At 69.0% G+C, this 11,869-nt stretch carries 15 protein-coding genes; 5 read left to right on the forward strand and 10 right to left on the reverse strand.

The window, feature by feature from the left end; genetic code table 11:
- Positions 1-594: 594 nt before the first annotated feature.
- A complete protein-coding gene (locus HGB39_RS37325; protein WP_168443011.1) occupies positions 595-1,128 on the forward strand; it encodes an ester cyclase in 534 nt (177 codons plus the stop codon).
- Positions 1,129-1,149: 21 nt separating this feature from the next.
- On the opposite strand, the gene HGB39_RS40080 is transcribed toward HGB39_RS37325, so the two are convergent.
- From HGB39_RS40080 to HGB39_RS39405, 8 genes are all read right to left on the reverse strand, one after another.
- The gene (locus tag HGB39_RS40080; protein ID WP_267204583.1) at positions 1,150-1,386 is read right to left on the reverse strand and encodes a DUF6308 family protein; all 237 of its coding nucleotides are present in this window, start codon (positions 1,384-1,386) and stop codon (positions 1,150-1,152) included.
- 40 nt (positions 1,387-1,426) lie between these two features.
- Entirely contained in the window at positions 1,427-1,708 is a 282-nt protein-coding gene (locus HGB39_RS37330) for a helix-turn-helix domain-containing protein (RefSeq protein ID WP_168443008.1), read from the reverse strand.
- A gap of 6 nt (positions 1,709-1,714) precedes the next feature.
- On the reverse strand, positions 1,715-2,047 hold the full coding sequence (locus HGB39_RS37335) for a type II toxin-antitoxin system RelE/ParE family toxin (protein WP_267204582.1): 333 nt from the start codon (positions 2,045-2,047) through the stop codon (positions 1,715-1,717).
- Positions 2,048-2,384: 337 nt separating this feature from the next.
- Complete coding sequence (locus HGB39_RS37340; protein ID WP_168443009.1) at positions 2,385-3,383, reverse strand: Rv1681 family radical SAM protein; 999 nt, start codon at positions 3,381-3,383, stop codon at positions 2,385-2,387.
- Complete coding sequence (locus tag HGB39_RS37345; RefSeq protein ID WP_168443010.1) at positions 3,377-4,189, reverse strand: Rv1680 family SBP-like protein; 813 nt, start codon at positions 4,187-4,189, stop codon at positions 3,377-3,379. Before HGB39_RS37345 ends, HGB39_RS37340 begins: the two co-directional genes overlap by 7 nt.
- A 12-nt stretch (positions 4,190-4,201) precedes the next feature.
- Entirely contained in the window at positions 4,202-5,323 is a 1,122-nt protein-coding gene (gene fadE16 / locus HGB39_RS37350) for an Rv1679 family acyl-CoA dehydrogenase (RefSeq protein WP_064081027.1), read from the reverse strand.
- A 66-nt stretch (positions 5,324-5,389) separates the two neighbouring features.
- The gene (locus HGB39_RS37355) at positions 5,390-6,283 is read right to left on the reverse strand and encodes an Rv1678 family membrane protein (RefSeq protein ID WP_064081026.1); all 894 of its coding nucleotides are present in this window, start codon (positions 6,281-6,283) and stop codon (positions 5,390-5,392) included.
- A 130-nt stretch (positions 6,284-6,413) separates the two neighbouring features.
- Complete coding sequence (locus tag HGB39_RS39405) at positions 6,414-6,599, reverse strand: cytochrome P450 (RefSeq protein ID WP_248950084.1); 186 nt, start codon at positions 6,597-6,599, stop codon at positions 6,414-6,416.
- A 30-nt stretch (positions 6,600-6,629) separates the two neighbouring features.
- Between HGB39_RS39405 and HGB39_RS39410 the strand changes: the two genes are divergently transcribed.
- On the forward strand, positions 6,630-6,779 hold the full coding sequence (locus HGB39_RS39410; RefSeq protein WP_247607625.1) for a hypothetical protein: 150 nt from the start codon (positions 6,630-6,632) through the stop codon (positions 6,777-6,779).
- A gap of 12 nt (positions 6,780-6,791) precedes the next feature.
- On the opposite strand, the gene HGB39_RS37365 is transcribed toward HGB39_RS39410, so the two are convergent.
- Positions 6,792-8,084 carry an MFS transporter gene (locus HGB39_RS37365; protein ID WP_064081025.1) on the reverse strand — a complete coding sequence of 431 codons (1,293 nt, stop codon included), beginning with the start codon at positions 8,082-8,084 and terminating at the stop codon, positions 6,792-6,794.
- 78 nt (positions 8,085-8,162) lie between these two features.
- Positions 8,163-8,825, reverse strand: coding sequence for an ArsR/SmtB family transcription factor (locus HGB39_RS37370; RefSeq protein WP_064081024.1), 663 nt, complete (start codon positions 8,823-8,825; stop codon positions 8,163-8,165).
- Between the two features lie 89 nt (positions 8,826-8,914).
- On the opposite strand from HGB39_RS37370, the gene HGB39_RS37375 reads away from it, so the two are divergent.
- The 3 genes from HGB39_RS37375 to HGB39_RS37385 form a co-directional block, all read left to right on the forward strand.
- The gene (locus HGB39_RS37375) at positions 8,915-10,267 is read left to right on the forward strand and encodes an MBL fold metallo-hydrolase (RefSeq protein ID WP_064081023.1); all 1,353 of its coding nucleotides are present in this window, start codon (positions 8,915-8,917) and stop codon (positions 10,265-10,267) included.
- Entirely contained in the window at positions 10,264-11,562 is a 1,299-nt protein-coding gene (locus HGB39_RS37380) for an MFS transporter (protein WP_064081022.1), read from the forward strand. The genes HGB39_RS37375 and HGB39_RS37380 overlap by 4 nt, the downstream gene beginning before the upstream one ends.
- Before the next feature lie 75 nt (positions 11,563-11,637).
- Positions 11,638-11,869: transposase (locus HGB39_RS37385; RefSeq protein ID WP_247607621.1), on the forward strand; the 232-nt coding region annotated here is incomplete at its 3' end.

The raw sequence follows: 11,869 nt of genomic DNA on the forward strand, positions 1-11,869 counted from the left end.
CCGGCGCTCCGCGCCGGGAGACGGGGCGAGTCGCTGCGCTCCCCGCCAGGGGAGCCGCTGCGCGGCTCGCAGTGGGTCGATTCCCGTTGCCGCCGATCGAGTCGCTTCGCTCCTCCGAGTTTCCGAGATTAGGTTCTCGCCAGTACTTTTCATCGTCCTGTTCGATCCGGTCCCCCACACCCCAACGAGGCTGGGGAGGCGGGAGGGTACGCCCGAACCTCCACCCACTCGCCTTCCCGCGCCGCCCCATGTCATACCCCCATCCTACCACCTCGCCTCCACTCACTCAAAACAGTTGAAAAATCTACAAACACTCAAACCTGTTTATCTACAATCGATTCCGAACATTACAACCTGACGTCCGTGCACAACACACGTAAAGATAGACTCATCAACTGATTACCGAAACATGTTGTCAATCAATACCTTTCAAAACCGGCTCCAATTCGGACGAAACAGACACCCGCGCGCCCGCCGACACCCCGGCGCCGGCACTCCCCCGGCACGCCGCCCCACATCACAAACCGGGGACATGTCATCACCCCAGGTCACAGCACCATCACACCCGATAAAACCGACCCGTCACCCCCTAGCCTGGAAAGCAGGGGAGAACAGACATCGGCGCAGAAACTCGACCCCGCATGGGTCGACGAGTTCGCCGAGCTCTGGGGCAACGCCTGGAACGCCCACGACCCCGCACAGGTCCTCGAGCTACTCACCGACGACATCGTCTACGACGACTCCGCCTGGCCCAAGACCATGCGCGGCAAAGCCGACGTCCGCGAATTCCTCGACCACGGCTGGCGCGCGTTCCCCGACCTGACCTTCGAGCTGATCGCCGGCCCACATATCGCCGGTGACGGCCCCCGCGCCGCCTACTGGTGGAAGGCGACCGCCACCCACCAGGGCCCCATCGACCCGCCCGGCATCCCCGCCACCGGCAAACAGATCGAATTCGACGGCGTCGACATCCACGACTACCGCGACGGCAAAATCGCCAAACTACGGATCATCGTCAACATGAACGACATCGCCACACAGCTGGGCATACTCCCCGGACCCGGAAGCACCGCAGAAAAGATCATGGTCGGCATGCACAAACTCAGATCCCGCCACACCCGCTCCTGAGCCGCCCCACACCGGGACGTGTCATCTTCCCAGGTCAGAGCCTTCGCCCAGGACGCGGTTCTTGCCGTCCATCCACGCGATCACATCGAACACCCGCAGTGCAGAGACCTCCGCCGGCAGGCCGGGCCCCTGCCGAATCGACAGCAGCCCACGGTGCAACGCCCCTCGTCCGCCCGCAGCGCCTCCCGACCGGGTCCAGATGTGCTCGGGCGGTGAGATCCCCCCGTTCGGGGTGGCCCGCCGTAGCCCGACCCACACCGCCCGACCCGAAATCTCCGTACAGCCTCGGGCGAGGGTCCTACGCGGCAGCGCTCACCGTCATATCGACATGAAGTCCGGCGGCCGACACCATGTTGACCAAAGCATCAAGACTGAACAGATCGATCTTTCCTCGAATCAGATCCGACACCCGCGGCTGAGTCACACCAAGCCGGGCGGCCGCATCCTTCTGGGTCCATCCCTCGGTCTCGATGCGCCGAGACAGCGCAATCAGCAGACTCGACCGCAGCCGCATGTTCTCCGCCTCCTGCGGAGTGTCCTCGATGGCATCCCACACGCTGTCGAAGATTTCATCGCTCATCAGTGCTCACCCTTCCTGTCTTCCCGCTGTGACCTGCTGGTATCGCTTCGTCGCGGTAGCCAAGTCCGCCGCCGACGTTTTCTGAGTCTTCTTCTGGAAGCAGTGCAGTACAACCACCCGGTCTGCGAACTTCGCCACGTAGATGACGCGGAAAGCTCCCGATCGATCGCGTACCCGTATCTCCCGCACACCAGAACCCACACTCACCATCGGCTTCCAGTCCGTCGGCTCGAGCCCCTGCTGAACGCGGTCGAGTTGATAACCGCACTGACGACGAACGGCACCGGGGAATCCACGAAGATCCTCCAGCGCGGTACCCATGAACTGGATGTTCTTCACACCACGAGTATACAAAATTTTGTATGGATCGGCACCGGCTCCCCGACCAAACCAAGAAACCCCGTCACCTCCGCAAAGAACCCACACCGGAGACCGGCGATACCGACCCGGGAGAAGAACCCACGTCCGATCGGCGGTGAGGTGGTGACCACTTCAGTGCTCGTTCCCGGCGCTGCAGGTGGTACCCGCAGGTGGTAAAACCCCTCGGCCCGCCGGGCAGGAGGCGGACGCCGCCGTGGCCGCGTACCGCCTCGTCAACGGCACCGATCGTACTCGGCGCGCGGTTCTCCCGGCGCCGACAACCTCGCGCACATGCCCAGCCGTTCGATAGCTATAGCTAGGCGCAGGGGAAGAGTGCGGCGGCGGTGGCAGCGACCGCCCATTGCCGGGTGAACCGTTCGTAGATCTCGTCGAGTGCGGGCCGGAGCGGTTCGATCCGGCGAGTGACGAGCGCGCGGTCGTCGGTCGCGGCGACGGGGTGCCAGTAAATGCCGTCGGCGGTCACCGTGACCTCCGGGACCAGCGACTCGGGCGTCATAACCAGTCCTTTGACCGCGGCACCCTGCCGGGCGATCGGTCTGATCAGCTGGTCGCCGCGTTCGATACCGAGCTGATCGCAGAAGTCGTGCAGCGCGGTGATCGTTCCCGGCCCCGGCGAGGCGATGGTGGCCGCGATCCGCACCCGGAACCCCCGCTGCCGGGCCAGCCGGATGCCGGCGACCGCTCTGGCCCAGCTTCCGGCGCCGCGGTGCGAATCGTGCAGACCGGGGGTGGCGGAATCGAGACTGATCTGCAGCGCCAGACCCTCGCGCGGCAGCGACTCCAGTGCCCGCAGACCTCGTCCCTTGAACACCATCGCATTGGTCAGCACCGTCGTCGGCAACACGTCCATGCAGGTGCGCACGATCGTGTCGATGTCGGGGAGCAGAAAGGGTTCACCCCCGGTCAGGTAGATCTCGCCGACCCCCCACTCGGCGGCTTCGGTGACCAACCGGGCGATCCGCTCCACGCCGAGTTCGCGGCGGGGCGCGTGCGGCGACGAGGAGACGCAGCAGTAGTCGCAGGCGAGGTTGCAGTGAAAGTTGGTGTACAGCCACAGCCGTGCGCCCGGCATCCGGTCGGGACCGAGAGCATCGCGCGGGTCGGGGGCGTGACCGCGCCGGACAAGCAGTGTCCCGGTGTCGGTGGCATCGACGTCCTCTCGGACGATGGTGTTTCCGCTGTAGGCGCACCACCTGCGCGCGAGGACGAGATCCTCGGCGGACCCGATCGCGACCTCACCGGTACCCCCGTCGGGGAGTCCCGTCATCAGCCGCATCAGGTCCAGGATCACCATCGCGGATCGACACCCTGCTCGCCGACCGCTGCGAACAGGCTCTGGTATCCGTCCAGTTGTGGCCGCACCCAGCGCCGCAGCCCCTCCAGTTCGAGGATCTTGCGGTGTTCGGGGATGTCCCAATCCATGGCGAGGAGGGTGTCGACCCAGGGTGTGTAGCGCTCGGCGGGCAGGGTGTCCCTGGCGGTGAACATGCAGTGGCAGTACTCGGGGGTCTGCCAGACCGCCTCGAGGGCGCCGGGCATCAGATCGTCCTTGCCCATCGCGGTCCAGGTGCCGATTCCGATCGCGGCGACGTCCGCTTCCCCGGCCAGTACCGCCGCCACCGCGTCGAGTTCGCTGCGGCCGGTGTCGCCGTGTTTGCCGATGTCGCTGTCGAACCGGGTGATCGACAGCTCGGTGGGTGGGATCCCCGCCTGGGCGAGGTAGTGCAGCGGCAGGATCGCGGCGTGCGCGGAGTCGGCCGATCCCAGGGCGAGGCGTGTACCGGCAAACCCGTCCGGACCGGTGATGGAACTGCCGGGTGGGGCCACGAACACGGTGCTGAAGGTGGTGTCGGTGTCGCGTTGCGCCAGCGGTACGGCGTGGCCGTCGGTCTGCAGGACGGTGCGCACGTAGGCGAGGTTGGTGTTCCAGGCGATGTCGACGTGGCCGGCGATCAGTTCTTCGACTTGGCGGCCGTAGTTGGAGTACAGCACGAAATCCATCTCGGCGCCGGTGTCGCGGAAGTAGTCGCGAATGCCCTCCCAGATGGGAACCACGTTGGGGGTGTAGGCGACGGCACCGACGATCAGTGATCTGGTCATTGCGCTCCCTCCTTAGAAGAGCGGCAGGCCGGCGACGGCCTTGCCGTAGAAGTCGTAGAGCACGTCGGCGGTGGGGGCCATCACCGACCCGGCCCGGGCGTCGCGGAAGGCCCGCTCGATCGGAAGGTGTTTGGAGAAGGCGGCACCGCCGCAGACCCGCATGGCCGTGTCGGTGATCGCCAGGGCGGCGTCGTTGGCCGAAGCCTTGACGGCGAGGACATTGAGCATCGTCGTCTCATCGGGTTCGCTGACGCTGCGGGCGGCGTGCGCGAGGAAGGCCCGCTGGGCGGCGAGGCTGATGCCCATCCTCGCGATCTGGGCGCGGATGGTCGGTAGCGCGGAGAGTGCCTCGTTCTGGTGCTCGAGGCGTGCGCTGCCGACATGCGCGAGGGCGGCGGTGTTGGCGGCGGAGGAAAGGCCGAGCGAGACGGCGGCGTTGCCGAGGTTGAACCAGGGCAGCACCGTATTCATCATCAGGCCGAAGCCGGCGCCCTGGTCTCCGAGCCGGTGCGCAACCGGGATCGATGCGTCGATTGTCATCGGTGCCGATGCGTTGCCCCGCAGCCCCATCCCGATCCACGGGCCGGCCACCGTCAGGCCCGGCGCATCCTTGGCCATCGCGTACAGGTCGACTTCGCCCGCGGTCCCGGAGGCCGAACCCGCCGAGACCACATAGACATCGGCGAAGCCGGCGGAGGTGACCCAGCTCTTGTCGGCCTGCATGGTGACGGTGTCACCGTTTGCGGAGGCGGACGAGACCGGCGCCCAGAAGTGGGAGCGGGAGCCCTTCTCGCTGAACGCCAGGGTGCCCAGCACTTCCCCTTTTGCCATGCCGGTGAGGAGGTCGGGCATTCCCGGTGGTGGCGCCTGCGCGAGGGTGACCGCGGCGGCGGCGTGCATCAGGTAGATCATGGCGGTCGAGCCGCAGGCCGAGGCCAGCGCGGTGAGGACCTCGGTGAACTCCACCGGCCCGCACCCGGAGCCGCCGACGTCCTCCGGCAACACCAGCCCCAGCAGTCCGCCCTCGCGTAGGGCGGTCACCGCCTCGGCGGGGAAGACGCCCTCGGTGTCCACCCGTTCGGCGTTGTCGTGGGCGATCTCGGTGACCTGGCCGACCGCTTCGTGGGGAATCATCGGGTCCTCCATCATCTGGGAAGTGGGCTCGGATCGGCGAGCAGTGGCCACCGTGACGCGGCAGTTTCAGTATCGGCGGCGGCGCAGGAGTTTCGGGGCGGATCGGCCGAGCCGAGGTGTTCGGTCGAGCACGGGGCCCGTCGCCGCGCCGACGAGCGCGGCGCACAGGAACACCGCGGCACTGGTGTTCGTGCCGCCCAGCCACACGTCGGTGCGGCCGGACTGGAGGTAGATGCTGGCGGCCGCTGCACCGGCCAGGACGGCCCCGGCGAACGCGAGCTCACGGCGGCGCAGGATGGCCCCGGCGAGCGCGCAGGCCGCCACGACGAGTACCGCCAGCGCGCCTGCCAGGTTGTAGGTGCCCAGTCCCACTTCCAGGTCTTCGTAACCCACCAGGCCGCCGATCGAGGCCCACCGGTCGGTCTGGAAGGAGGCGATCAGGGCGGCGACGCCGAGCAGCGCCAAGATGATGCCCCAGGTCCGCAGCAGCGCCGCCGCAGCACCGGGACCGCTCCCGAGGTGGGACTGGGCTCGTACCTCGTCCACGGCGAAGTATCGGGTCGACCACGTGCACAGCAGGACGACATGGATGCCGATGAGCATGAAATAGCTCCATGGCCATTCGTTCGGTGCCTCCGCGACCGAGAAACAGATGGCCAGGGACTGCCCGATCCCCAGCAGCGCGGCGACCCGGACCAGCGTCCCGGTCAGCAGCAGCACCGCGAGCACGGTTTCCACCACCAGCGTCAGCCACCCGAACAGCACGAAATTCGGCAGTACCAGGTGCTCGACCAGCCAGCTGAACGGCGGGAACACCGGATGTTCGACGGCGGCGCGGGTGAATCCGTACAAGCCGCCGCCGCTGTTCTCCCCGAAGTCCGGTGGTGTCTTCCACGCGACGTTGTACAGCCATTCCAGGCCCACCAGGATTCGCAATCCGGTCAACGCTGCGCCGGACACCCGTGGTGCGGGCTCCCTATCTGACAGCAAGAGGCGGGCAGACGGGAGGCGCTGGTTGCTTCTCACCTTTCAAAGTGTGCTCGTCAGCCGCTGCCCGGGTCCAGGGAACGCCGGGGTTGCCGCGCGGGTGTCAGGCCAGGTGGTGCGCGCCCACACGGGGGGTGATGACGATGGGCGCCTTGTGTCGGGGGACGTCGGTGATGTTGCGGACGTGTCCGCGTTCGGGTTTGGCTCCGGTGGGGAGCGAGAGCGCGTAGCGGGAGAGGACTTCGCGCAGCACGGTGGTGCCTTCCATCAGGGAGAATCCGGCGCCGATGCAGCGGCGGACACCGCCGCCGAAGACGACATGGGGATCGCGGCGCCGGACAACCTGCCCGCTATCGCCTCGGTGCTGATCGCGGTGTGCGACGGATTGATGCTGCAGTTGATCGCCGAGACGCTCGAGGCGCTCACCTCGCTGGCCGCGATCGCTGCGCTGGGCACTGCGGCCACCTGAGGCCGCACGCACCTACTGCCGTGGCGCGCCGCCGGTGGCCGTTTCGTTCGCCGGTGCTGGTGCTGATCCGGTCTTCGCCTTCATTCTGGCCGACAGGGCCAGGGCGGGCACGATGCTCAGCGCGATCACCCCACCGGTGACGGCGAGGACGGTGTAGTCGGTGGCCGCGACGATCATCCCGGAGGACAGCCCGCCCCCGGCACCGGCGACGGCGATGCACAGATCGACCGTGCCCTGGGTGCGGGCCCGGGTGGTCAGCGGGACTTCGTCGGTGATGATCGTGGTGCCGCTGACCAGTCCGAGGTTCCAGCCGAGACCGAGCAGGCCGAGAGCGAGAGCAAGACCGGGCACCGACGAGGCCGGCACCGCGGCTGCGGTGATGCCGGCGGCGAGCAGGGTGAGCGCCGCGGCGCCGGCAACCGGCCGCGGTCCGAGACGGTCGACGAGCAGCCCGGACAGCGGGGACGGGAGATACATGGCGCCGACGTGGACGGCGATGACCATCCCGGCGGCGCCGACGCTGTGCCCGTGGTGCTGCATGTGGATCGGGGTCATCGTCATGATCGCGACCATCACCAGCTGAGTCACCACCATCACCGTCGCCCCGAGCACCACCGCCGGGGACCAGGTCCGCGCCGCCGCCGGGGCGCTCTCGTCGGCGGCCGGCGCGGGGGTGTCGGTGTCGGTGGCCAGGGTTCGTGCCAGCAGCAGCGGGTCCGGGCGCAGCAGCACCCAGAGCACCAGCGCGGCGAGGGCGTAGGCGGCGGCGGAGAGCAGGAACGGCCCGGACAGCGCCGGGATGCCCCACCGGGTGGCCAGATCGCCCATCACGGTCACCAGATTCGGGCCCACCACGGCACCGACGGTGGTGGCGACCAGGACCGTGCTCACCGCCCGGCCGCGGTGGTGCGCGCTCGCCAGATCCGCTCCGGCGTAGCGGGCTTGCAGGTTGGTCGCGGTGCCCGCGCCGTAGACGAACAGGGCGAGGAACAGCAGGGCGATGTTGTCGAGGACCGCGGCCGCCACCACGCCGAGGCTGCCGAGGGCGCCGGCCGCGTACCCGAGGGCCAGGCCCGTCCGCCGGCCGAGGCGTTGCGAGATGCGCCCGACGGTGACCGCGGCCGCGGCGGAGCCGATGGTGAACATGGCGCTGGGCAGCCCGGCGAGGCTGGTGGTCTCGAGCATGTCCTGCGCCAATAGCGCCCCGACCGTGATGCCCGCGGCGAGTCCGGCGCCGCTGAGCACCTGGGCGCCGACCAGTACCGCCAGCGTGCGGCGCTGCTGCGGGATCTGCTGCGAACTCATCGATCACCTCGGAGGTTTCGGGGGTGGGCCCGCACAGGCCCGGCCGGGACGGGGGATGTCGGTGACCCGGGGTGCTGGTCAGGTCGGGGTGTCGACGGGCAGGGCCGCCAGTCGCCATTCGAGCATGCCGTCGGTCAGCCGCGAGGCCTGCCGGCCGTGGTCGGTCAGCAGCCGGACCGCGTCGTGGGCGAGCACGCAGTAGGCGCCGCGGCAGTAGGCGACGATCTCCTGATCTTCGGGCAGCTCGGCCAGGTGATCGGCCAACTCGTCCAACGGAATCGACACCGCCCCGGGGATGTGCCCGGCTTGGTATTCCTCGCGGGGGCGCACGTCGAGCACCGTCACCTTCCCCGACCGGGCCCGCTCGAGCAGCTGGTCCTTGCTGACGTGTTCGGTGTCGGCCGGGCCGAGATACGCGGCGGCGGCGGCCTCGACATCGGGCAGGTGTTCGTTGGCGACCGTACGGACCAGTGCGAACAGCTGCGCCACGTCCGCACCGGCGAGCCGGTAGAACACCTTGGTGCCCTCGCGGCGGGTGGCGACCAGATTGGCCTGTTTGAGGGTCTGCAGATGCGCGGACGCGGTCGTCAGTCCCAGCTCGCAGGCGCGGGCGAGGGCGTCGACGGTGCGCTCGCCCTGAGCGAGCAGATCCAGCAGTTCGAGCCGCTTGCCGCTGCCCAGGGCCTTGCCGACCCGGGCGAACTGGTCGAACAGTTCCGTCTTCGCGATCCGATCACCCATGGCATTCTCCAATCATATTTGGAATAGTGTAGAACATGGATCGGGTGTTCCGCCCGGGACGCCCTCAGAGCCGAGGCAGGGAGAAGGCCATGGCCGGGATCGATCTGGTACCGCTCGTCGACGAGGGGCTCGGCAACTCCGCGTATCTGGTGGACCTGGGCGACGGGCGGGCGCTGGTGGTCGACGTCAGCCGAGACCTGCGCGCGGTGCATGCCGCGGCCGCCCGCCGCGGGTTGACCGTCGCGTTCGCCGCCGACACCCACCTGCACGCCGACTTCCTCTCCGGCGCCCGCCAACTCGGCGCCACCGGCGGGACGCGGGTGCTGGCCTCCGCCGCCGGGGACCGGGAGTTCCCCCACACCGGGCTGCGCGACGGCGACGAGGTGGACCTGGGCGGGCTGCGGCTGCGGGCGCTCATGACGCCCGGGCACACCCACGAGCACCTGTCGTTCCTGCTGCTCGACGGCGACACGGAGGTGGGGGTGTTCACCGGCGGATCTCTGATCGTGGGTTCGGCCGCCCGCACCGACCTGCTCGGCCCTGATCGCACCGAAGTCCTGGCTCGCGAGCAATACGCCTCGCTGCAGCGCCTCGTCGCATTGCCCGGCGACGTCGCGGTCTGGCCGACGCACGGCGCCGGTTCGTTCTGCTCCGCACCGCCCGGCGCGGACCGAACCAGCACCATCGCGCGCGAGCGCGCCACCAACCCGTTGCTCGCCGCCCGGGACGAGGACGCGTTCGTCGACCAGCTGCTGGGGTCGCTGGGCAGCTATCCGCCGTACTTCCGCCGTCTCGGCGAGATCAACCGGGCCGGTCCCCCACTCCTCGACCACGATCCGGTGCTACCTTCGCTGACCGTCGACACCGTCCGCGCCCGGCTGGCCGAGGGCGCCGTCCTGATCGACGTGCGCCCGCTGGCCCGCTTCGCCGCCGCCCACATCCCCGGTGCGCTGTCGATCCCGCTGCGGCCGGTGTTCGCCAGCTGGCTGGGCTGGCTCGCCCCGGCCGACCGGCCCCTGATCATCGTCCGCGACCAAGACCAGGACGTGAACGAGATCCTGTGGCAGGGCTTGAAAATCGGGTACGACAACCTGATCGGCGAACTCGACGGCGGCCTCGCCGCAGCCGAACTCGAGGTGGCCACCACGGCGCTGACCGGCCCCGAAGCGGTCGAGGGCGTTCGGGTCCTCGACATCCGTCAACGCCCCGAATACCTGGCCGGGCACCTGCCCGGCGCCGTCCACATCGAACTCGGGGCCCTGGCCGATCGGGTCGACGACCTGCCCCGCGAGCCGACCGTGGTGATGTGCGGGCACGGTGAACGCGCGATGGGCGCGGCCAGCCTGCTCGAACGCGCCGGGCACCGGAATCTCACGGTGCTCGAGGGCGGACCCGACGACTGGGCCGCCGCCACCGGCCGCACCCTCGAGACCGGCGCATGAGCACCACCGCGCCCCGGCCGATCCGACTCGGCCTGGGCGCCAACCTGGCCCAGTTCAGCCTGCTCGTCGCCGTCAACGCCCTCGTCGGTGGCATGGTCGGCCAACAGCAGACCGTGCTGCCGCTGCTCGCCGCGAACGAATTCGGGCTGACCGGCTACACATTCATCTTCACCTACGTGGCAGCGTTCGGGATCACCAAGGCCGCCGCCAACTACTTCGCCGGAACGTGGTCGGACCGCTTCGGCCGCAAGCCGGTACTGCTGGTGGGCTGGCTGTTCGCCATTCCCGTCCCGTTGATGCTCATCGCCGCCCCCAACTGGTGGTGGGTGGTCGCCGCCAACGTGCTGTTGGGCATCAACCAGGGCCTGACCTGGTCCACCACCGTGGTGATGAAGATCGACCTGGTCGGCCCCCGCCGCCGCGGCCTGGCCATGGGCCTGAACGAGGCCGCCGGCTACGGCGCCGTCGCCGTCAGCTCGCTGATGGCCGGCTACCTGGCCGAGCAGTACGGGCTGCGACCGGCCCCGTTCCTGCTCGGACTCGCCTACACCGCCCTCGCGCTGCTGCTGTCCGGGGTGTTCATCCACGAGACCCGCGACTACGCGCGCCTGGAAGCCGCGCAACACACCCCGCGTGCGGACGGTGCGCACGACCACCTGCACGCGGATCTGACCGACCGCCAGATCGCCGTGGCAACCAGTTTCACCGAACCCGCCATGTCCTCGGCGAGCCAGGCCGGGCTGGTCAACAACCTCAACTTCGGCCTCTCCTGGGGCCTGTTCCCTCTGCTGTTCGCCACCGCAGACCTCGGCGCCGGACAAATCGGGTTGCTGTTCGCCCTCTATCCCGGGGTGTGGGGCGCCGGACAATTGGTCACCGGCGCCCTGTCCGACCGGATCGGCCGCAAGCACCTGATCACCGCCGGCATGACCCTGCAAGCGGCAGCGTTGGCGCTGATCGCCGCCTCCCACGGTTTTCTCGGGTGGGCTACCGGCACGGTGCTGCTCGGGGCCGGCACCGCCATGGTCTACCCCACCCTGCTCGCCGTGATCGGCGACGTCGCCCACCCGGCCTGGCGTGGCCGCGCCGTCGGGATCTACCGGGTCTGGCGCGACAGCGGCTACGCCGTCGGCGCCATCGCCGGCGGCATCGTCGCCGACCTGATGGGCATGCACGCCGCCGTCTGGGTGGCCGCCTCCGTCAGCGCCGCCTCCGCCCTCGCCGTCGCGGTCCGCATGTACGAAACCCACCCCCGACCCATCCGCATGAGCACCGAGCGTGCACCGAAGGGGTGAGCCCATCCGGCGAGGGATGTCCTGAACTGTCCTGGGTCGGGTGGAGACTCCTGATTGAACCAGGAGAATGAAGTCATGCCAGCACCGAGGAAGTACGACACCGAGACCCGTGAGCGGGCAGTGCGGATGTACCGGGATCGGATCAACGAGCACGGCGACACGAAGGTCGCAGCCCGCCGCCACGTCGGAGCGCTGATCGACGTCAACCCCGATACGCTCCGGAACTGGATCGACCGTGAGGGTTCCGACACCGGCACCGCCCCCGAGTCCTCGGCCGCCGCCAGCGCCGCCGAGCTGAAGGCGCTGC

Origin of the sequence: Rhodococcus opacus (genome assembly GCF_012396235.1) — a bacterium.
GTDB classification, from domain to species: Bacteria; Actinomycetota; Actinomycetes; order Mycobacteriales; family Mycobacteriaceae; genus Rhodococcus_F; species Rhodococcus_F opacus.